Consider the following 20,593-nt stretch of genomic DNA (forward strand, 5'->3'; position numbering starts at 1 on the left):
ACCATCCACAACCCACAATGTCACCCCAATGCACTGTCATTCAGCACTAACTGAACGGTATTGCGTTTAAGTTGGACAGCATGGGAGCACGGATGAATGCGCACGGACCGTCGGAGGACGACTGGGAACAGATGGCGCTCGACGACCTCGGTGAACTCGGTTGGCGTCACGTAGATGGAGCCGATATCGCGCCCGGCACCGGCGAACGGGCCGGCTGGGACGAACTACTGATCCGTCCTCGCCTGCGCGCTGCGATCGCCAAGTTCAATCCGCAGCTGCCGTCGTCGGCCGTCGACGATGCGGTCTCGATTATCGCCACCGCCGGATCTACCGATGCCATCTCCGAGAACGAGGTAGTGCATGGGTACCTGACCCAGGGTCTGCGCAAGGTGAGCTACATCGACGAAGCAGGCGTCTCGGTGACCCCCACCGTCCGATTGCTGTCGATGGACCCCGACGAGAACGATTGGCTTGCCGTCAATCAAGTGACGATCGCCCGAGGCGATTACAAGCGTCGATTCGACATCGTGCTCTATCTCAACGGAATGCCTGTCAGCATCGTCGAATTGAAGAAGGCCGGAAACGCACACACCGGTCTGGCGCAGGCCCATGCCCAGTTGCGGACGTATGTGCGCGAGTTTCCGCTGGCGTTCAGGTTCTCTGTCTTCAGCTTGGTGTCCGACGGTATCACTGCCAGGTACGGCACTCCGTTCACCGCCTTCAACCATTTCTCGCCGTGGAATGTGGACGACGACGGTAAACCGGTCACCTACGACGATTCCGAGTACACACCGCTCGGCGTGGCGCTCTACGGTCTCTACAACCAGGAACGCTTCCTGCAGTTGATGCGCGACTTCACCGCCTTCGACAAGGGAGACACCGGCCTACTCAAGCGAATTGCCAAGCCGCACCAGTACTTCGCCGTGAACAAGGCGGTCGGTTCCACGGTCCTGGCGGTCGAGAGCAATGGCAAGGCCGGCGTGGTGTGGCACACGCAGGGATCGGGCAAATCCATGGAGATGGAGCTGTACGTCAACCAGGTGGTACGCCACCCCAAATTGGCGAACCCGACCATCGTCGTCATCACCGACCGCAACGAGCTCGACGGTCAGCTCTACGAGACATTCGCAGTGTCACAGCTGCTGCCCGAAGCACCGACACAGATCCGCAAGCGCGAGGAGCTACGGGCAGAACTGTCCGGTCGCAACACCGGGGGCATCTACTTCACCACACTGCAGAAGTTCGGAAAGACCAAGGGCGAGCGCGACTCCGGTGAAAGCCATCCGTTGCTATCGTCGCGTCGAAACATCATCGTCGTAGTCGACGAGGCGCACCGCAGTCACTACGACAACCTCGACGGATATGCGCGTCATCTGCGCGATGCACTCCCGCACGCCACCCTGATTGCGTTCACCGGCACCCCGATCTCCTTCGACGACCGCAATACGCAGGACGTCTTCGGCGACTACATCGACATCTACGACCTCACCCGTGCTGTCGAAGACGGCGCGACAGTTCCGGTCTACTTCGAGAGCAGACTGGTCAAAGTTGCATTCGTCGACGGCATCAGCGAAGCCGACCTCGACGCGTCTGCCGACGAGGCCACGGTCGGCCTGGACGACACCGAACGCAAACGTATCGAAGACAGCGTCGCCGTCATCAATGCTGTCTACGGCAATCCCGACCGACTGAAGAAGCTCGCATCCGACCTCGTCGAACACTGGGAGAATCGTCGCAAGGCAATGAGTCCGTTCCTCAGCACCGAGGAGCACCCCGACACACCCGGTAAGGCGATGATTGTCGGCGCTACCCGGGAGATCTGCGCAAACCTGTACGCCCAGATCGTCGCCCTACGCCCTGACTGGCATTCCGACGACCTCGCCAAAGGCAAGATCAAGGTCGTCTACTCAGGCAACGCGACCGACGAGGAACCGATCAGCACCCACGTGCGACGCGATTCGGCCAACGCGACCGTCAAGAAGCGCATCAAGAATCCCGACGACGAGCTGGAACTCGTCATCGTCAAGGACATGATGCTGACCGGGTTCGATTCGCCTCCGCTCCACACGATGTACCTCGACCGCCCACTCAAGGGCGCACTACTCATGCAGGCCCTGGCACGAGTCAACCGCACCTTCCGCGGCAAGCAAGACGGGCTGCTCGTGGCGTATGCACCCGTCGCCGACAACCTCGCGAAGGCACTGGCGGAATACACTGCGCAGGACCAGAAGTCGAAGCCTATCGGCCGCGATATCACCGCAGCAATCGATACGGCCAAGGACTTGGTCACCATCCTCGAGGGGATCTTGCACGGTTTCGACTGGCGCACCGAGCTGAAAACCGCCACAACGGGCCGCGCCTACTACGAAGCCGCGACGGCCACGGTGAACTACCTACGCGACCCACGCTTGCCCGAGAACCAGGTAGGGGAGGGTGAGGAAACACTCGCTGCTCGCTACCGCAGATTCTCTTCCCAGCTGTCGCGTGTCTGGGCGCTCTGCGGCAGCACCGACGAACTGAGGGAGATCGCTCCCGTCGCGCGATTCTTCGAGGAAGTTCGCGTCTACATGGCGAAGTTCGACGCCGAAGAACGCCAGGCAAGAGGTGAAGCCGTTCCCGAGGATGTCCAGCGGGCACTTCGCCAGTTGATCGCTGCATCGGTCGAATCCGGTGAAGTTCTCGACATCTACGATGCGGCCGGCATGCCGAAGCCGTCACTGAGCGACATCAACGTCGAGTTCATCAGGAAGACCCAAGAGGCCAGGAACCCCAACCTCGCCATCGAAGCGCTTCGCAAACTCATCAACGACGAGTCGAAGGCCGCCACGAAACACAACATTGTGCGTCAGCGTGCCTTTTCCGATCGCCTATCCGACCTGATGCTGAAATACACCAACAGTCAGCTCACATCCGCCGAGGTCATCGCCGCACTCGTCGAAATGGCCAAAGAGGTTGCTGCTGAAGCAGATCGCGGCACCAAGTTCACACCCCCGCTGACGAGCGACGAACTTTCCTTCTACGACGCGGTATCTCAGAACCAGTCTGCCGTGGACATCCAAGGTGAGGGCAAGCTTGCCGACATTGCCCGCGACCTCGTGGGGGTGATGCGTCGAGATGCGAAGACCGACTGGACCATCCGCGCGGACGTCAAAGCCAAACTCCGCTCACAGATCAAAAGGTTACTCACCCGGCACGGATATCCGCCGGACAAGCAGCCAGAAGCGATCAAGCTCGTCATCGAGCAGATGGAGTTGATCGCGCCCATCTTCGTGGCGGCATCGTGAACAGGACAGACGCGTTGGTCACTGGACTTCGATTGCTGTGCAGCCGCTTTTGGTAGGGCAGCCGCGATCGCAATTCACTACGATCGTCTGTGCGCAGTGGTAATCCACCTGGTGATGTTGGCCATCGTCAGCGTTGTCCACGCTGAATAGCGCCCGGGAGTAGCGCGAGCGTACACAAGAAGCCGCGGCCACACGTGAAGCCGGAGGACGAGGGCGAAGCACGAACAACAGGAACGGGCACGGATAGCCGAGATTGCCCGCAAGGAAGTCCATCGCGGCCGCCGACCGATGGACGAGATTCGCCGGGACACAGCAATCGAAGACCTACAAGAAGCAGTGTCAGAGCTTCAAGGTCGTTGGAACCGCCTATAACCAACTGGGCTAAATAAAACGGTTGCGGTACGACCACTCGGCTCATACCGCGAAGCGCGCGGCCTCAGGCCAGATAACCCCGACCGCCTGGGCCAGATTCGTCGCCCGAGCTGTGATGGCTGCTTCGTCCCACTGATCGACCTTCGCCACCTCCGCGTTGATCTGCAATTTCGATTGGGCCGACAAGGCCGGCCTCTTCACATCCCAGGCGCTGTCACTCTGAGACCCGTTGAAAGAACCGGTGATGAGCGTCAAGTTTCCGAGCCTGTGAATGTGCTGCGATCGGTCCTGCTCCGCGCGAAGGCGCTCGGCTTCGTCGCCCGCGTCGACAGGCCAGTTCGCCTCCCAGTTGACGGGCATGATGTGCTCGATTTGAAGGTCGTCGTAAGCGAAGTCGCCTTGCTCGGTCTTGGGATTCCTCGATCGCAGGTGCCTGTCCACCTCGGCGAGCAGGTACCGAAGTCGCCCGCGCGACAGCACACCGTCGTAGAAGCGCCGCGTGGTGAAGCTTTCGAGAATGTCGTCGTCGCTCGGCCACCACAGAGACTTGCTGAAGCCATTCAATGCTGCCGCAACCGCGGTCGGGATCGAAAGCCCCTCTGCAGCGGCCTTTTGAGCATCGCGTAGTACATCGACAAAGGTCCTGCCGTACCCACGAGTCGTCGCGTTGACCAAAGCTCGCCGCATAAGCCATGACTCAACGGCCCCCACGGTCAGGATGTGCTCGTCCGTCGACAACTCCTTGCTGGAAACTGTGCGCAGCCACAAAAGAAGGGGCGTCGCGGTCACGACGTCCAGTTCACGAATTCGTTTGTAGCTCCGCGCTAACTTTGGTTCGTCCACCGATAGTCGGCCGTAGACGGTTGCGTAGGCGATGGCGTACGAGTGAATTTCGGCCAGTATGTCGGCTGTCGCGCGTTGGCCGATTGCGAGATAGTTCCGGACCTCGGCGTAAAGATGACCGACGTTGACGTCGTGGCTTGCGACCGCCGTCAACCACGACGATAGTAGAACGTCTCGGCGTCCACGAGCCGCATGGCCGCGACCGACTACAACCTTCCACCACTCATCGTCGAACTCAGCCCAGTACTGGTCGTACAACGTGTCGACAATCGAATCATCCTCGAAGTCACCTCGTAGGAAGAGAAGGTTTTTTACCAGGTCGGATGCCGATAGCGGCGTTTGACGCCCATTCAGAACCTCGAAGATTACCTGTGCATCGTCGTTGTCCTCCAGATCGATCACGACCAGCTTGAACAGTCCGATCAGCGCGTTGACGACGGCTTCCGACCGGTCCGAACCATCCTCCGCCACAATAACTTCACGCGTTTGTTCACCGAAGAACCGCCGTGCCTGTTCGTACAGATGACTGCCACTAGGTGGCGTCTCGTCGTCCATAATTCGTTTCCAGATATCACGGTCTTTTCGGCGGGGCCACAGCTTGTAGATCTCGTGCGGCTCTTTTTTTAGCTCTGCTGGATTCCACAGCAGTCTTTTGATCGTGCCTGCCAACTCTGACTCGCGTTCGACAAGAACATCGAGTACGCCGCGCAACACCAGCATAAGAGTGGTCAAGCGTTGCTGACCGTCGATCACTGTGCGCTTGTCGACGCCACCAGTGGAGGACGGCAGTTGCTCACAGACGACCGCACCCAAGAAGTGCGGAGCTACATTCTTTTCCAAAACTGCCGCAGGTATGTTCACGGCTATCGCCTTGGCACGAGCGTCCTCCAGGCGATCCACCGCCGAAACTAGGTCCTCAAAAAGGAGTGCCCACTGCCCCTGCTCAGTCCACTCATAATCCCTCTGGAATGTTGGGATGACGTACTGTGTGGGAGTAGTGAGGACCTGATTGAGCTCGCGAGTCTCGGCTTTCAAAACGTTCCTATCGATCCTGTGCAACGGCACACATGTCAACTTCGCCATCTAACTACATGCAGGCTACAACTCCCAGACCTGACTCGGGTCGTCGAGGGCGGCCCGAATTTGGCTCAAGTCACCAGCATTGGCGATCGGCGATGATTTGGCCGTTTCGACGATGCTGGTCAACACCGAGTTGACGGCTTCAGCGTTGGCGTCATCAAGAGCTCTGTCCAACCGTGTGAACAACTCTGAGAATGTGCTACGCCGCTCCGCGAAGGACTGTTCGAAGTAGTCTTTCAAGACCGATTCCGCGGCCTTGATCTTTGCGACCTCGGTCTCCGCGTATGCCTCGATCTTCGCCTGCTTGGTGTTCTCGGTTGCATAGATATTGATGCATTCCTGAGCAGCACCGATCAATTGACCAAGGGCGTTGAATCCGTCGAACGCGTTTGCCATTCCTCGCCGCGGATGCAAGACGTCACCCTCGTAAACTTTGTGATCAGGCATTCGCTTTGTCCTCCGTCATCGTTCGATACTTCACCGTCAGGGTGGTGCTCTCCGTCGACAAGTCACCGTCAGCGTCGAGGACCGGTGCGGCCGCGACCTCACATACAGCCTTGACCAGCATGAATGTTGACTGGAAGCGCCTTGCGTGCTCCCTTGGCAAGAATGGCTCGGATTCGAGTGTGTCGAGTGCGGTCATCGCATCGGCGGTCAATCTCTGCAGGATGGACCGAAGCTCTGCCACCCGGTCCAGGATTGCCGCCAGAAGGACGCTTGTCGCTTCCAGTTCGGCTATCGCGATATCGATCTCCGCTTGCTTTTTGAGTGCCTGAGTCTTGGCCTTCTTACCCTGGCCGCCCACAACAAGTCCCCCAACCAGTAGTGCCGGCCCCAACGTTACGAAGTTCAAAGCTGTTGCGCCCAAGGCAACGCCGCCACCGCCCGCTGACAGCGCTCCTCCGCCCAGCCACGCCATCGTCGCGCTCTGTGCAGCAGCACCCGACAGTCCAGAGATTGCGGCACCAGTGCTGGCCGCACCAAACGAGGTGACTGCTGCGATCGCCGCAACATTTGCTCCGCCTCCGAGTGCAGCCGCCGCTGCAACACCTCCGACCCATTCCCAAGGATGGGTTCTGAGGCCGTCAAGCCCGACTACCGGCTCCGAGGACACATCGAGGCCGTCGGCCAACAGCTTTTCACTCTCGCGAACCTGCTTTGCGTTCTTACGGAGAAAGTCTGCGAACGGGATCACCACCGTCTCGATGGCCTTCTCCTGCTCGCGGCCCCAACCGACGAGCAGTTCATTCGTGTCTGCGATCTTCCGCTCACAGTGCGCGAACCGGAGGTCGTACCGCCGGCGGTCTCTAGTCATGCGATCGGTGGCGTTCTTTATGTCGAGCGCTCCTTTGCCACCGAGCGCCAAACCACCGCTACCGGTGAGAGCACCAACGGCAATGATTACGACAGGGATGAGCGGTAAGACCACGTGTTCCTCCTCGGACTTTCGCACATTCTGGCATCCCTATCCGACATACCGGACAGTGGACCGTTGAATACTCGGTGTTTCATCCAATTCAAGGGCCTCAAACCTTGCGACCACCGGCCACGCACCACTGTGTGCTTGTCCAGACGAACTCCTTGGCTGAAGTCGCTCCCAGGATCTAGGCGCGGACAGACTGGGTGGACGTGTCGACATGGTGCCGACCCAGGGGAACCATGAGCGGCTTTCCGGATGTCGGGTCGACGATGATGCGGTTGTCCAACCCGAAGACAGTACGCACGCATTCTTCTGTCAACACTTCATTCGGGCTACCGGAGGCATGAATGTGTCCGTCCGCCAATGCAATCAGATGGTCCGAGTAGCGGGCGGCGCGATGGCGTTCGCGCCGAGTCCGAGGAGAACGAATGCGGACGCGGCACTGGATCCGGCATTGATTACCATGAATGTCGGGACTGACGAGTGGATTACGCAGCATCGTCTGCCGACGGACTCTTCGTCGCACGGTGATGTGTTGCTAGGTGTTGATGGCGTCCATCACTTCGGCGGCTAGCAGCGAGACGCGGATTGAAACCTGGCGGGGATCGCCGATACCTTCTTCTGCCCTGCCCGCCATATCGGACCCAGGGTCGATAGGGGTGCCGAACATCTCAGCGAACCAGTCTAGTGCTTGCGCGGTGGCGCTTTTGCTGATCTGGTTAGCGAGTAGTTTACCGAATGCTGTCGCGAGGTCGTCGGGGTCCGCGGCAATCAGCAGGCGGTATATGTCGTGGGCGTCTTTGTTCTGCAGGCGGTCTGGCGTATCTAGACGTTCGTGGATCTTGTGGATTTTGGCAACCAGGAGCGCTGCGGGACCAGCTACCAAAACGTCGGAGGTGCGGTAGTCGGTCTCATCGAGGGCGGTGATCGTCATGGCCGAATTGTCGACAACGCAGCCTTCGAGGCCTGCGGCGATTCGCATGGCGTTGTTGGCGTGCGGCGGCAGTCTCGGGGAGCGTCCCTGGGCGCTAGTTCGATTGGACAGGGTCGACGGGACCATCAGGTCAACGGGGATACCCAGTTGATTGAGCCAAGCCCCGGGTTGCCGGTTGGAGTTCAGGTAGAACCCCGCCTGAGTCAACGCTTCCTCGATGCGGGGGTCGGCCCGAAGGTCGGACGGATTAACCACGAGGTCAATGTCTTTCGTTGACTCAGCCAGCGCGACTACGGCGGCACCGCTACGCAGGTACACCGCTTGTGCACCGATCACGATGAGCGCGTCGCGGTGTTCCTCGAGGGCGTGCAGAGCGTCGAGGAGTGCGCTGCGGGCTTGGATGATGAGATTATCGTCGCCAGGCTGATTCATTTTCTCGCATCCATCCTATGAGTTCTTCACCTTCGGACGGGTTGCGTCCGGGCCCGGACAACAGATCGACGGCGACCTGCTCGATTGCCGCGATCGTGTATCCGGCGTCGGCCTGTGCGGTGTCGTCGAACACGACCGAGTATTCCGGTTCTCCAAGAATCACATTCGCCGCTTCCGCGGTATTGGTATCCACCGGATGTAAGCGCCATTTCGTCGCCGCCTCGTCCACATTCTCGGTGTAGATAAACGCGGCGCGCGCCGGTGCGTATGGCGCCCACTCCGCAGCGGCAACAGATCCGGTAACCGCATATCGGAAACCCGGGTCATTTTCTTTCGCAAGCTTTTTCAGCAACGAGGAGACACCACGGGGGTCGACGAATTGATACGTCTGTGTGTTGTCGACGAAACTGTAGTCTCGACTCCACCGTCGCAGGAGCCGAGGCCAGTCAGTAATCTCGAACCTCCTGTCTGCGGTTCTGACGACCAACTCTTCTTCCTGCAGGTATTCGAGGACCCGATACGTCGCGCCAACAGACACCCTCGACCGTGCGACGAGTTCGCGGGCCGACCATGGCCCTTTCTCTCGGACCAGGACGCGTACGAGACTGGCGGCGGGCTCACCCTTGAGCGTCGCCCGGGGCCGACCCGGCCCCCTGAACGGGTCACGGCTAGAGCCCCGGTCACGCAGAACCAGTGCTGGTTGCCTCGCAGTGACCATTACATTGCCGGTCATATCGACGTACGACAGCTTCAGCTCACGCAGCGACTCTTGCAGGGGAGGAGAGATGTACCGAGCCATCACCAGTCCCTGTGTGAGGGCGTCGGCGGTTGACCCTTCGAGCCGACGCGCCAACGCACCTAAGTCCCGCCGGTTCAGTACGCGCTTGACCTCGACCAGGAAACCAATCTCATCACCGTCCGGAGACACAAGGCGAAGGCTGCCATCACCTCGTTCCTCGCCTCGGTTGCGGTCAGTGAATGCCTCAGACCGCGCTTCCCAACCCTCCGGCAGGAGACCCCTCAGTAGCTCGGTGCCTTGCCGGAGGATGCCTCGCTCGCTCGTTGTCGCGGACATACACCACCTCCTGTGTTCGGAATATTACATGGTTCCGCTGTGCTGCGAAGACACATGATTTTGCGAACAGGAGCGCAATTCCCGCGTCTTTTTAACCACGTTCGGGATATGCATCAGTTCCGATGTGCACCGGAACAGTCGATTTTTGCGAAATTATTCAGGGGCCCGGTGTTGAGGCGATCGAGCAGCAACCGGAGCGTCGGGTGATATCGACGCCGACGGGATCGGGTGCAATCGCCGGTGCATCCTGCACTCGAAATTGTGCCGAGCATCCGAGTTCCGGATGGAAACCTGTCGGTTGTGATTACCTCGTCCCAGCCGTCGATGACATAGGGCATCGCGATCTCACCGGCCGCATAGATCGGGAGCGTGTGTGTGTCCATCGTCGTCACGCCCACGAGGATGCCACGGTCGGCGATAACCTCACTCGGGAGATACCACTCGACGAAGGAGAAAGACATGAAGAAGATGTCATTGACGGCATTGGCCCGCGAGCAGGTCGCAAGCGCGGAGCGGGCCTCGAGTGGGCGCGCCGCTCACACCGTGTTCGGGGGCCACGAGCACGTCCTCCGGCAAACGGTGATCGCGCTCGTCGCCGGTCAGACACTCGCCGAGCACAACAATCCAGGAGAGGCGACGGTCCACGTCCTCAATGGCCGGGTTCGCCTCACCGCAGGCGAGGACGCCTGGGAAGGATCGACCGGAGATTTGATCATCGTGCCCGACTCGAGTCATGCGCTCGAGGCGATCGAGACCTCGACGGTACTGCTTACAGTTGCGAAAATAACTGCGCCGTAATCGGTTCTATCAATTGGAAAAACTCGCGCGACTGGCTTTATTTTATTTTGTGGGTATGGTCGGTGTCAGATCGTGATTGCCACTTCGAAAAGGGAGCGTCAATGGCTGAGAAAACGGGAAGACACCTTCGAAAACCCGCGCAGAGCATCAAAGAACGTCGCGCTGAGAAGCGTGAAAAGAGCAGGGAATCAACGGAATTGCTGACCAAGCGTAAGCGCTGAAACAGCAGATAAAGCCGGTTGCGTCGAATTTCTATTCATTTCGAAGTGAATAAGAAAATTCCGACCGCGAACCCAAAATCACGTCATCGGCGTCGGTGCCATGTATTCCCGACGCCGATGGCGCTGGGGCCCGCCATGCAGGAAATTAGATCTGCCTCACAAGATCGACCGTCAGTGCAATGAGCAGAAGAACTTTGGCTACCTCGAGGGCGATGTAGATCAAGTGAGTCTTCGAGCGCGGCACATCTTCGCCTGCGAGAACCCGATTCGACCTCTTGGTCAGCGGTGGACGAACCACGACGACCTGGACGACGAGAACTGCTGAGACGAGCACGAGCAGCAACCAGCCGTCGGTGTCCGCATAGAGCCACGCCACCGACAGGACGACGGCGAGTACGACCTCGATGACATTGAGCGCAGCGAACACTTTCCGGCCGATACCGAGACCGATCGCCAGAGTCACCCCTGGTGCCCTGAACTTGATCGGTGCTTCGACGAACGAAATCGCGACCACCATACCCAGCCAAAAAATGGGCACCACCAGTTGCATATTGCGCGCGAGACCCACGCCGCCCCCCTGTTACCCTCGGCCTTCACCTGCGAAGGTACCGGTCACGGACCTACTTCAGGACGATATTGACCATCCGGCCCGGGATGACGATGACCTTGGTCGGAGCTTTGCCCTCGAGGATCGCGAGAATTTTCTCGTCCGCGAGGGCGGCCTTCTCGACGTCGGAGTTGGTGGAATCGGCGGGCACGCTGATGCGGCTACGCACCTTGCCATTGACCTGAATCGGATAGTCGACGGTGTCGGCGACGAGCCACTTCTTCTCCACCCGCGGGAACGGACCGTGTGCGAGAGAGCGATCGTGCCCGAGCTGCTTCCACAGCTCCTCGGACAAGTGCGGTGCCATCGGGGCGAGCATCAGCACCAACGGCTCGACCACTCCACGGGGTGCGCCTGCCGGATATGCCTTGGTCAGGTGATTGGTCAGCTCGATGAGCTTCGCCCCGGCCGTATTGTCGCGCAGCGCAATGTAATCGGCCTCCACACCCTCGATCACCCGGTTGAGGACCCGCAAGGTGTCCTCGCTCGGCTTCTCGTCGGTGACGCGGACAGCACCGGTTTCCTCGTCGAGGACCAGTCGCCAGACACGCTGGAGGAATCGTTGTGCACCGACGACGTCTTTCGTCGCCCATGGCCGTGAAGTATCCAGCGGGCCCATCGACATTTCGTAGACACGCAGGGTGTCGGCGCCGTATTCGGCGAAGATGTCGTCGGGGGAGACGGAGTTCTTCAGGCTCTTACCCATTTTCCCGTACTCACGGTTGACGGATTCGCCCTGGTAGAACCAGCTGCCATCGCGCTCTTCCACTTCTTCTGCGGGCACATAGACCCCGCGCGCGTCGGTGAATGCGTATGCCTGGATGTAGCCCTGGTTGAACAGGCGGCGATACGGCTCGCTCGAACTGACATGGCCGAGGTCGAAGAGGACCTTGTGCCAGAAGCGCGAGTACAGCAGATGCAGCACCGCATGCTCGACGCCGCCGACGTAGAGATCCACCCCACCCGGATCGTTGGGTCCGTGGATCTCGGGACGCGGTCCTACCCAGTACTTTTCGTTCTCGGGGTCGGCGAAGGTCTCGGAGTTCGTCGGATCGATGTACCGAAGCTGGTACCACGAGCTTCCTGCCCATTGCGGCATGACATTGGTGTCGCGGCTGTAAGTCTGCAGGCCGTCACCCAGATCGAGTTCGACGTCGACCCAGTCGGTGGCCTTCGCCAGCGGCGGTGACGGCTCGGAGTCGGCGTCGTTCGGATCGAACGAGACGGGGGCGTAGTCCTCGACCTCTGGAAGCTCTACCGGCAGAGCAGATTCCGGTAGCGCGTGCGCATTGCCGTTCGAGTCATAAACGATCGGGAACGGCTCGCCCCAGTAACGCTGGCGGGCGAAGAGCCAGTCACGAAGCTTGTACTGAATAGTGCCGCGGCCCTTGCCTTCTTCTTCCAGACGGGCAATCACGGTGGCCTTGGCCTCGTCGACCGGGAGGCCGTCGAGGTACTCGGAGTTCACCAGCGGACCCTCGCCGGTGTAGGCAGCTTCGGTGACGTCCCCACCCGAAATGACCTCACGAATCGGCAGGCCGAACGCGGTGGCGAAATCCCAGTCCCGCTGATCGTGACCGGGAACGGCCATGATCGCGCCGGTACCGTAACCGGTGAGCACGTAGTCGGCGATGAACACCGGAACCTGCTGACCGTCTACGGGATTGACCGCGTAGGAGCCGGTGAACACACCGGTCTTCTGCTTGTTCTCCTGACGCTCCAGGTCGGACTTCGCGGCGATGGCGGCACGGTACGACGCGACTGCCTCGGCCGGGCTGCCGGCGCCGCCAGTCCACGACGTCGGAAGGTCGGCGGGCCACTGCGAGGCGGTCAAACCGTCCACCAGCTCGTGTTCGGGCGCGAGAACTACATAACTGGCACCGAAAAGGGTGTCCGGACGCGTTGTGAACACCTCGACGTCACCGACCGGTGTTCCGAATGCCACCTGGGCGCCACGTGAACGTCCGATCCAGTTGCGCTGCATCGTCTTGACCTTCTCGGGCCAATCCAGGTACTCGAGGTCATCGATCAGTCGATCCGAGTACGCGGTGATGCGCATCATCCACTGACGCAAGTTCTTACGGAAGACAGGGAAGTTACCGCGGTCACTTCGGCCGTCGGCGGTGACCTCTTCGTTGGCCAGCACCGTACCGAGACCGGGGCACCAGTTGACCATCGAGTTGGACTCGTAGACCAGACGGTACGAATCGAGAACGCCTGCCCGTTCGGTCGCCGACAGCGAGGACCAGTCTCGACCGTCGTCCAACGAGCGTGAACCGTCGGCGAAGGAAGCTTCGAGCTCCGAGATCGGACGCGCCTTCGCCTGATCGACGTCGTACCAGGCGTTGAAAATCTGGAGGAAGATCCACTGCGTCCAGTGGTAGAAGTCGACATCGGTCGTCGCGAGTGAGCGGCGACGGTCGTGGCCGAGTCCCAGCCGCCGAAGTTGGCGTCGCATGTTCGCGATGTTGGCTTCGGTGGTCGACCGCGGATGCGTGCCGGTCTGCACCGCGTACTGCTCGGCAGGCAACCCGAAGGCGTCGTACCCGAGGGCGTGCAGAACGTTGCGTCCGTGCATCCGATGGAACCGCGCGAACACATCCGTGGCGATGTAGCCGAGTGGGTGACCGACATGCAGACCACTGCCCGACGGGTACGGGAACATGTCCTGGACGAAGAGCTTGTCTTTCGGTACATCACCGGCGAGTGCGCCGACCGGGTTCGGGGCGTCGAAGATCCCCTGCTCATCCCACAGATCTTGCCACTGCTCCTCGATACGCCCCGCCACATCCGCGGTATAGCGGTACTCGGGTGCGGTCTCGGAGGGCGTATCAACTGGATCGGTCACACCCACCAGCCTAAGGCGTGAGCTGGGCCGACTGGTACTTCGGCCTCATGGAGCCGTATCGTGGCCACTGTGCTCATCGTGTCCGTAGTGATGTTCGTGCTCGCTCTCGTGGTCGGCGCAGTCGCCACCGCCAGTCTTCTTGGCCGGTTGCCGCGCAATCGCTGGGCCGGAGTGCGCACCCCCGAGTCGATGCGCGACGACGAGACGTTCGTCATGGCGAACCGTGTCGCCGGGCCGACCAACGCCGCAGCAGCGCTTCTCCTGCTCATCGGCGGCGCTGCAGGCCTGATGCTCAGTGGCGCTTTCTCCGTCGTCGCCGTTGTCGCATGCGTGCTCGCAGCATTCGTCACAGCAGGTATCGGTGGTTCCATCGGAGCGCGGGCCGCTGCCGCCGCGCCCGTCCCCGTCGCCGAGGACGGCTGCGGGCACTCGTGCATCTCGTGCACCCTGAAAGACGCGTGCCAGCCGAGCTGAGCGCGAGATGACATTGCGAACGCAGGACGCTCCGACCGACAAAGTACGGACCTTCGATCCCGCCGGAGTCGTCTTCGGCGTACTGGTTCCTATACTCGCCGCCGGACTCGGCGTCGTAGCGGCGTACCTATGGAAGTCGCGGCTCCCACAGCAGATCGCGACGCACTGGAGCGGCACCGAGCCCGACGCCTTCACCAGCCCCACCACCAGCGCCTGGACCCTCGCGATCGTCATCGTGCTGGTCGGCGGGGGATGCAGCGCCGTCGCAGCACTGGCCAACGCGCTCCTGATCATGCGACGCACGATGCTGATGATCGGCTCGACTGTCGTCGGACTCATCACGGTTCTGCAGCTGGCCATTCTGTCCGGGCAGCTCGACGTCAGCACGGTCGAGGATGCCGAGGTGCCCAGTTGGGCGTTGGGCCTGGGCACCCTCGTCGGGTTCGCGGTGGGAATTCTGGGAGCCTCGCTCCTACGCGATTACCGTGAACGCACGCCTGCGTCTTCACCGCCGCCGGCCAGCCTTCCCAGAGCCGAATTCGACGGTCCGATCGTCCAACGCCTCGGTGCAGGTCCGGTCGCCGTGATCGTCCTGTTCGTCATTCTCGCCGCAGCCGCCGCGTTCACCTGCTGGGTATCGAACTCCTGGTGGCCGATTGCGATATTCGTGCCCGTCTCGATACTTCCGTTGTCTCTGATGCGGTACCAATTGGTCGTCGACGAGTCAGGAATCGGAGTGCGAAGTCTCGGCATGGCCGCCTTCGACTACTCGATCGACGAAGTGACCGGAGCATCGGTTCGCGAAGTCGATCCGTTCGGTGACTTCGGCGGATGGGGTCTACGCGTCAAGGGTCGAGGCAACTACGCCGTCGCAGTCGAGAAGGGGCCCGCCGCATTCATCACCTTTGCCAACGGCCAGCGTCTGACCATCACGAGCGACCGTGCCGAAGAGATCGTGGGCGTTCTCAACACCCTCGCCTCGCGGCGCTGATTGTCGAAGCAAACCGAAAGCCGGCTCAACGCACTCAGTTCCGCGAGACGTCGATCGGGTGTGAGGCCAGCATCGCCAACGGCATCGGCTGCCGGCGCAGGACGTGAGCCCACAGATCCTGCCGCGGAGCTCCGATTACGTCGGATGCCAGAGCCGAGACGACAATCCAGTCTTCTCGCTCGAGTTCGCCCGCCAACTGGCCGAATGTCCAACCCGAATATCCAGCAAAGATTCGGACGCCCTCGACGAGCGATTCGATCTCTGCTGGATCAGAATCGAGATCGACCATCACCACCCGGCCGTCGACGCGTCGAATCCCGGGGACACCATCGATGGCGACACCGGTTCGGACCGTTGCAAGACACAGGGCCGAATCACGCTTGACCGGTCCACCGACGTAGAGCGCCTTCGGCCGAGCTGCCAAATCCGTCCACTGCGGCAGAACATTCTGCACCGCAGTCTCACTCGGCCTGTTGATGACCACCCCCAAGCTGCCCGCGTCGTTGTGTTCGATCACGTACACCACGGTTCGACGAAACGTGGGCTCGACAAGTTCGATCGAAGACACCAACAAGCTCCCCGGGCGCACCGCCTGAGCGACCGATGCCATCTGGTCTTCGGGTTCTTCTGCATGCGACGCCATGGAGTCATTGTGGCACCGCCGACCACCCGTTGTGACGCATGGCTGCCACGTGTTTTCGGACGCTACGTCAGACCGGCAAGCTCGACCAAGAGTGCAAGCTGATGCTCGAACAGCTGGTCGCGGGCGCTGAAAGTCGACGATCCGTACTGGTCGAAGACGTCGAAACTCACGGCACCGAACAGCGAGGCCCACACCAGAACTCCTCGGGCCAGCGCTTCGTCGGACATATTCGTGCCCATTTCGTTACGAACCTCGACGAAATTTTGGTGCAATCCAGACAGCGACACCGTGGTCGGCCGTTCGACCAACCTGCCGGCGCGCCAGGCTGCGTCGAAAATTTCGACGAGCTTGGCGATCACCCGGGTGCCGGGGCCGGTCGTTTGCTCTGCAGGCGCGTGATATCCGGGCACCGGACTTCCGAACAGCAACGCATATCCGGCGGGCTCGCGCAGACCCCATGCGCGCACCGTCCGCCCGAGTACCAGAAATTTGTCGATGGGCGATTCCAGTACATCCACGGCCTCGTCCACCTCGTCACCGAGCTCGGTGTACGCGTCGACGACGAGAAGGGTGAGCAGCTCATCGCGGCTCTTGACGTAGCGATACACCGCCGAGGAGACGACGCCCAGGTCCCGCGCGACTGCCCGTAGCGACAGTGCCGCAGCCCCATCGGCGGCGAGGTGTTCACGACCGATGCGAGTGATGTCGGCCAGCGTCCGTGCGCGTGCTCGTTCGCGGGGAGTGGTCGTCATGCCCCCGATACTAGAGCGCTGAACATCTAAGAGAGCACTGCTCTTGCTTTTCGGTTCGAGCAGGCGCACACTCGAAGAACAGAGAGCAGTGCTCACGCTTTAAGGGGAAGAGTTACCGTGAACCAACTACATGTCGTCACCGGAGCTGGGCCCGTCGGATGGACCGTCGCGCAACAGCTTGCCGCACAGGGACACTCGGTACGCATACTCACTCGATCCGGATCCGGACCCGAACATCCGTCGATCGAACGACGCCGGGTCGACATCACGACCGGAGACCTTCACGACGCGTTCCACGGCGCTACCACCATCTATCACTGCACCCACGTCGCCTACAGCGACAAAGCCTGGCGTGCCCAACTCCCCGCCATGGAACGACGCGTTCTCGACGCGGCCGACGGCACCGTCGTCGTCTTCCCGGAGAGCCTCTATTCCTACGGCAAGATCGACGAACCGATTCGAGAGAACCTGCCGCGCAACGCAACCTACCGCAAGCTCGGCGTCCGAACCGAACTACTCGCCGCCCGTGACGCCCACTCGACACCGACCATCAGCGTCGCGGCCTCCGACTTCTACGGTCCACGGGTACGCACCGCTCACATGGGCGAGCGTGTCCTCCCGAACATCCTGAACCACAAAACTATTCGAGTTCTCGCAAACGCCGACATACCGCATTCCTTCACTTTCGTACCGGACTTCGCGGCAGCAATGATCGCGGCCGCAACGAACCCCACACTGTGGAACACATTTCTTCACGCACCCACCGCACCCGCGGTCTCTCAGCGAGAGCTGATCGAACTCCTCTCCCGCGCAGCCGGAGTCGACGCACCTCACGTCGGCACACTGCCGGCCTGGCTGATCCGCGCTCTCGGCGTCGTCCCCGGGCAGATCCGCGAACTCGGCGACACTCTCTACCAATTCCAATATCCCTACCGGCTCGACAGCACCAGAAGTGAAGCGCTCCTCGGCCTCCATCCCACGCCACTCGAAGAAGGGGCAGCGAGCACTCTCGCGTGGTGGAAATCGACCCACGTAGCCCGGGTGTCCTGACGATGCTCGGCTGAACCGCGCCCTTCACTGGGGCTACTATGCGGCAAGTGAGTGAAGAAACATTGCGGATGCGGCTGCGCACATCGCCCGGCGTCGGCAAGCTCACCGCGATTCGCTTTGCCGGTCAGTTCGGCGACGGACTGTTCCAGGCCGCGCTCAGCGGGGCGATCCTGTTCAACCCGGAACGCGAATCCAATCCATTGGCCATTGCCGCAGGATTCGCCGTCCTGCTGGTTCCGTATTCGGTCATCGGCCCCTTCGCGGGCGCGATGCTCGACCGATGGGATCGGCGCGCAGTGTTGCTGTGGGCCAACGTCCTACGCATGATCCTGATCGCGACCACCTCACTACTGCTCTGCACGGGTGGTGGCGAGACACCGCTGCTCTTGCTGGCGCTCACCACAGTCGGATTGAGCAGATTCGTGCTCGCCGGAGTATCTGCATCCCTGCCCCACGTGGTGCGCACCTCGTGGCTGGTTCCGATGAATTCACTGCTCGCTACCATCGGATCGGGATTCGCCGCTGCCGGCGCAGGCACTGCCGTCGCGATAATCGGATTTGTCGGAGCCGGAGACCTCGGATCCGGAATAGCAGTCGGCGCAGCAGCAGTCGGATCCATCGTCGGAACGATTGCCGCAGCTCGGTTCGCACCGCAATCGCTCGGGCCTGCCACAGTTGCCGAACCGACCGAGCACGCCGCGTTACGGGCAATCGCCGATATCGCCGCAGGCCTCGGATCCGGTGCCGCGGCCGTCTGGCGATCGCCGACCGTCACGGCGGCGCTGGCAGGTATCGGCGCGCACCGCATCGTGTTCGGCGCCGACACCCTGATCATGGTGCTCATCCTGCGCGAGAAAGGCTCGAGTTCTCTCCCTGGCGGCCTCGCCGGCTTCGGAATCGCCGTGGGCGCAACAGCAGCTGGGATGCTCCTGGCAGCGGTCCTGACCCCGTTCGTTCTTCCACGATTCGGTCGAGTGCGATCCATTGTCGGGGCATTGATTCTCGCCGCAGTCGTCCAGGCGACATTCATTGCCACCATGACCCAGACGAGCTTGCTCCTCGGCGCCTTCCTACTCGGCGTCGCCGGACAAACCGTCAAGCTCACCGGCGATGCGTCGATGCAAACCGAGATCGACGACGACCATCGCGGACGTGTCTTCGCCCTGCAGGACACCGTCTTCAACATCGCTTTCGTCGCCTCGCTCGCGACTGCCGCCTTCGCGGTGGGCGCCGGATACACCGACCTGGCCGGCGAGGTGTCGGCGCATGCCGTCGTCTACGCCGGGGTCGTGGTCTACATGGTGGGCCTGGTCGCCGTCATCCTCAACGGCCGTCGTGCCCGCCGCTCGTCACAGTTGGGTCTTCCACCACTCGAGTAGCGCGACCTCGGCCTGCTCACGGGGGAGTGGTCCGTGATCGAGCCGCAATTCCTTGAGGAACTTCCAGGCCTTCCCGACGTCCGGCCCGGCCTCGATCCCGAGCAATTCCATGATGGCGTTGCCGTCGAGATCCGGGCGCACTCTGGCCAGATCCTCCTGCTCGGCGAGACGTGCGATCCGCTCCTCCAGATCGTCGTACGTCGCCTGCAACGCCGCCGCTCGACGCTTGTTCCTGGTGGTGCTGTCGGCGCGAACGAGCTTGTGCAGCTGGGGAAGTAAGTCTCCCGCGTCCGTGACATAACGCCGGACCGCCGAATCGGTCCACTGTCCTTTGCCGTAGCCGTGGAACCGAAGGTGCAGAAATACCAACTGCGAGACGTCGTCGATCATTCTCTTCGAGTACTTCAGCGCGCGCATCCGTTTGCGCACCATCTTCGACCCGACGACCTCGTGGTGGTGGAAGCTGACACCACCGGCCGGCTCGTGCTTTCGCGTGTCCGGCTTACCGATGTCGTGAAGTAGTGCAGCCCAACGTAATACCAGGTCGGGATCACCGTCCTCGAGGTCGATGGCCTGCTGCAACACCGTCAACGAATGCCAGTACACATCTTTGTGCTGGTGGTGCTCGTCGATCTCGAGCTTCATCGCCGGCACCTCCGGCAGCACGTACGCCGCGAGACCCGTCTCGCACATCACGTCGATACCGTCGATGGGGTAGTCGCCGAGCAGCAACTTGTCGAGTTCCGCCTGGACGCGTTCGGCAGTGATCCGTTCGATCTGACCCGCCATGTTCGAAATGGCCTCGTGCACGCGCGGCATCAGCGTGAAGCCGAGCTGCGAGACGAACCGCGCCCCGCGCAACATCCGCAACGGGTCGTCGTTGAACGACTTCTCTGGAGTGGACGGCGTATCGAGAAGCCCCTCGAGCACTGCGTCCATCCCACCGAGCGGATCGACGAACTCCTGCAACCCGTCCGCGCCGAGCCGAACCGCCATCGCGTTGACGGTGAAATCACGTCGAATCAAGTCTTCCTCGAGGCTGGTTCCGTACTGAACCTGCGGGTTGCGCGAGACCTGGTCGTAGGAGTCGGTGCGGAAGGTGGTGATCTCGATGAGCTGATCGTCTTTCGCTGCACTGATCGTGCCGAACGCGATGCCGGTGTCCCATTGATTGTCGGCCCAGCCGGACAGCAACTGCTGCACCACCTCGGGGCGCGCGTCGGTGGTGAAGTCCAAATCGCCGGACAACCGACCGAGGACCGCATCGCGGACACTGCCACCAACCAAGTACAGCTCGTGCCCGTGAGCAGCGAAGCGATCGGCAAGCGGACTCAGCACGCCGGACAACTCTCCGAGGGTCGACGCGGCCGCCGCCATCAGTCTTTCCCGC

General features: G+C 61.3%; 17 protein-coding genes and 1 pseudogene. 6 read left to right on the forward strand and 12 right to left on the reverse strand.

Annotated features, from left to right (window positions below):
- The first annotated feature begins 92 nt into the window (after nucleotides 1-92).
- Nucleotides 93-3,284 carry a type I restriction endonuclease subunit R gene (locus BJI47_RS12510; RefSeq protein ID WP_254900570.1) on the forward strand — a complete coding sequence of 1,064 codons (3,192 nt, stop codon included), beginning with the start codon at nucleotides 93-95 and terminating at the stop codon, nucleotides 3,282-3,284.
- A 414-nt stretch (nucleotides 3,285-3,698) separates the two neighbouring features.
- Here BJI47_RS12510 and BJI47_RS12515 read toward each other — a convergent pair whose 3' ends face one another.
- The 7 genes and pseudogenes from BJI47_RS12515 to BJI47_RS12545 form a co-directional block, all read right to left on the reverse strand.
- The gene (locus BJI47_RS12515; RefSeq protein WP_254900571.1) at nucleotides 3,699-5,582 is read right to left on the reverse strand and encodes a DUF262 domain-containing protein; all 1,884 of its coding nucleotides are present in this window, start codon (nucleotides 5,580-5,582) and stop codon (nucleotides 3,699-3,701) included.
- Nucleotides 5,583-5,597: 15 nt separating this feature from the next.
- Nucleotides 5,598-6,026, reverse strand: coding sequence for a hypothetical protein (locus BJI47_RS12520; RefSeq protein ID WP_088944034.1), 429 nt, complete (start codon nucleotides 6,024-6,026; stop codon nucleotides 5,598-5,600).
- Nucleotides 6,019-7,008, reverse strand: a complete 990-nt coding sequence (locus BJI47_RS12525; protein ID WP_088944098.1) for a hypothetical protein — start codon at nucleotides 7,006-7,008, stop codon at nucleotides 6,019-6,021. The genes BJI47_RS12520 and BJI47_RS12525 overlap by 8 nt, the downstream gene beginning before the upstream one ends.
- A 175-nt stretch (nucleotides 7,009-7,183) precedes the next feature.
- Nucleotides 7,184-7,393 (reverse strand): annotated as a pseudogene (locus BJI47_RS24640) (ABC transporter ATP-binding protein); the annotation flags it as partial.
- A gap of 144 nt (nucleotides 7,394-7,537) precedes the next feature.
- Nucleotides 7,538-8,365, reverse strand: a complete 828-nt coding sequence (locus BJI47_RS12535) for a nucleotidyl transferase AbiEii/AbiGii toxin family protein (protein WP_088944035.1) — start codon at nucleotides 8,363-8,365, stop codon at nucleotides 7,538-7,540.
- Nucleotides 8,343-9,440: a hypothetical protein gene (locus tag BJI47_RS12540; protein ID WP_088944036.1), complete on the reverse strand. Its 1,098-nt coding sequence runs from the start codon at nucleotides 9,438-9,440 to the stop codon at nucleotides 8,343-8,345. Before BJI47_RS12540 ends, BJI47_RS12535 begins: the two co-directional genes overlap by 23 nt.
- 113 nt (nucleotides 9,441-9,553) lie before the next feature.
- Nucleotides 9,554-9,901: a hypothetical protein gene (locus tag BJI47_RS12545; RefSeq protein ID WP_088944037.1), complete on the reverse strand. Its 348-nt coding sequence runs from the start codon at nucleotides 9,899-9,901 to the stop codon at nucleotides 9,554-9,556.
- Between BJI47_RS12545 and BJI47_RS12550 the strand changes: the two genes are divergently transcribed.
- Entirely contained in the window at nucleotides 9,900-10,238 is a 339-nt protein-coding gene (locus BJI47_RS12550) for a cupin domain-containing protein (RefSeq protein WP_088944038.1), read from the forward strand. The two genes, BJI47_RS12545 and BJI47_RS12550, sit on opposite strands and share 2 nt — an antisense overlap.
- A 366-nt stretch (nucleotides 10,239-10,604) precedes the next feature.
- Here the strand turns inward: BJI47_RS12550 and BJI47_RS12555 are convergent, their stop codons facing one another.
- On the reverse strand, nucleotides 10,605-11,009 hold the full coding sequence (locus tag BJI47_RS12555) for a hypothetical protein (protein ID WP_088944099.1): 405 nt from the start codon (nucleotides 11,007-11,009) through the stop codon (nucleotides 10,605-10,607).
- 70 nt (nucleotides 11,010-11,079) lie between these two features.
- Nucleotides 11,080-13,914, reverse strand: a complete 2,835-nt coding sequence (gene leuS / locus BJI47_RS12560; RefSeq protein WP_088944100.1) for a leucine--tRNA ligase — start codon at nucleotides 13,912-13,914, stop codon at nucleotides 11,080-11,082.
- A gap of 69 nt (nucleotides 13,915-13,983) precedes the next feature.
- Between leuS and BJI47_RS12565 the strand changes: the two genes are divergently transcribed.
- On the forward strand, nucleotides 13,984-14,388 hold the full coding sequence (locus BJI47_RS12565; RefSeq protein ID WP_088944101.1) for an SdpI family protein: 405 nt from the start codon (nucleotides 13,984-13,986) through the stop codon (nucleotides 14,386-14,388).
- A 7-nt stretch (nucleotides 14,389-14,395) separates the two neighbouring features.
- The gene (locus BJI47_RS12570) at nucleotides 14,396-15,379 is read left to right on the forward strand and encodes a DUF1648 domain-containing protein (RefSeq protein WP_088944039.1); all 984 of its coding nucleotides are present in this window, start codon (nucleotides 14,396-14,398) and stop codon (nucleotides 15,377-15,379) included.
- A 34-nt stretch (nucleotides 15,380-15,413) separates the two neighbouring features.
- On the opposite strand, the gene BJI47_RS12575 is transcribed toward BJI47_RS12570, so the two are convergent.
- Together BJI47_RS12575 and BJI47_RS12580 are read right to left on the reverse strand one after the other, a co-directional pair.
- Nucleotides 15,414-16,022, reverse strand: a complete 609-nt coding sequence (locus tag BJI47_RS12575) for a YqgE/AlgH family protein (RefSeq protein ID WP_088944040.1) — start codon at nucleotides 16,020-16,022, stop codon at nucleotides 15,414-15,416.
- A 62-nt stretch (nucleotides 16,023-16,084) separates the two neighbouring features.
- Nucleotides 16,085-16,774, reverse strand: a complete 690-nt coding sequence (locus tag BJI47_RS12580; protein ID WP_088944041.1) for a TetR/AcrR family transcriptional regulator — start codon at nucleotides 16,772-16,774, stop codon at nucleotides 16,085-16,087.
- A gap of 117 nt (nucleotides 16,775-16,891) precedes the next feature.
- Between BJI47_RS12580 and BJI47_RS12585 the strand changes: the two genes are divergently transcribed.
- Nucleotides 16,892-17,824 (forward strand): NAD-dependent epimerase/dehydratase family protein, encoded by a 933-nt coding sequence (locus BJI47_RS12585; RefSeq protein WP_088944042.1) that lies wholly within the window; start codon nucleotides 16,892-16,894, stop codon nucleotides 17,822-17,824.
- Between the two features lie 68 nt (nucleotides 17,825-17,892).
- Nucleotides 17,893-19,203, forward strand: coding sequence for a hypothetical protein (locus BJI47_RS12590; RefSeq protein ID WP_254900575.1), 1,311 nt, complete (start codon nucleotides 17,893-17,895; stop codon nucleotides 19,201-19,203).
- Here the strand turns inward: BJI47_RS12590 and BJI47_RS12595 are convergent.
- A complete protein-coding gene (locus tag BJI47_RS12595) occupies nucleotides 19,174-20,580 on the reverse strand; it encodes a CCA tRNA nucleotidyltransferase (RefSeq protein WP_176224833.1) in 1,407 nt (468 codons plus the stop codon). The two genes, BJI47_RS12590 and BJI47_RS12595, sit on opposite strands and share 30 nt — an antisense overlap.
- Nucleotides 20,581-20,593: the final 13 nt, after the last annotated feature.

Source organism: Rhodococcus sp. 1168 (genome assembly GCF_002091955.1).
Classification (GTDB): domain Bacteria; phylum Actinomycetota; class Actinomycetes; order Mycobacteriales; family Mycobacteriaceae; genus Rhodococcoides.

Bases quoted from the DNA above. Each gene is read 5' to 3' on its own strand.
- BJI47_RS12510 (WP_254900570.1), top strand. From the start codon at position 93: ATGAATGCGCACGGACCGTCGGAGGACGACTGGGAACAGATGGCGCTC.
- BJI47_RS12515 (WP_254900571.1), bottom strand. From the start codon at position 5,582: ATGGCGAAGTTGACATGTGTGCCGTTGCACAGGATCGATAGGAACGTT.
- BJI47_RS12520 (WP_088944034.1), bottom strand. From the start codon at position 6,026: ATGCCTGATCACAAAGTTTACGAGGGTGACGTCTTGCATCCGCGGCGA.
- BJI47_RS12535 (WP_088944035.1), bottom strand. From the start codon at position 8,365: ATGAATCAGCCTGGCGACGATAATCTCATCATCCAAGCCCGCAGCGCA.
- BJI47_RS12540 (WP_088944036.1), bottom strand. From the start codon at position 9,440: ATGTCCGCGACAACGAGCGAGCGAGGCATCCTCCGGCAAGGCACCGAG.
- BJI47_RS12550 (WP_088944038.1), top strand. From the start codon at position 9,900: ATGAAGAAGATGTCATTGACGGCATTGGCCCGCGAGCAGGTCGCAAGC.
- BJI47_RS12545 (WP_088944037.1), bottom strand. From the start codon at position 9,901: ATGTCTTTCTCCTTCGTCGAGTGGTATCTCCCGAGTGAGGTTATCGCC.
- BJI47_RS12555 (WP_088944099.1), bottom strand. From the start codon at position 11,009: ATGCAACTGGTGGTGCCCATTTTTTGGCTGGGTATGGTGGTCGCGATT.
- BJI47_RS12570 (WP_088944039.1), top strand. From the start codon at position 14,396: ATGACATTGCGAACGCAGGACGCTCCGACCGACAAAGTACGGACCTTC.
- BJI47_RS12575 (WP_088944040.1), bottom strand. From the start codon at position 16,022: ATGGCGTCGCATGCAGAAGAACCCGAAGACCAGATGGCATCGGTCGCT.
- BJI47_RS12580 (WP_088944041.1), bottom strand. From the start codon at position 16,774: ATGACGACCACTCCCCGCGAACGAGCACGCGCACGGACGCTGGCCGAC.
- BJI47_RS12590 (WP_254900575.1), top strand. From the start codon at position 17,893: ATGCGGCTGCGCACATCGCCCGGCGTCGGCAAGCTCACCGCGATTCGC.
- BJI47_RS12595 (WP_176224833.1), bottom strand. From the start codon at position 20,580: ATGGCGGCGGCCGCGTCGACCCTCGGAGAGTTGTCCGGCGTGCTGAGT.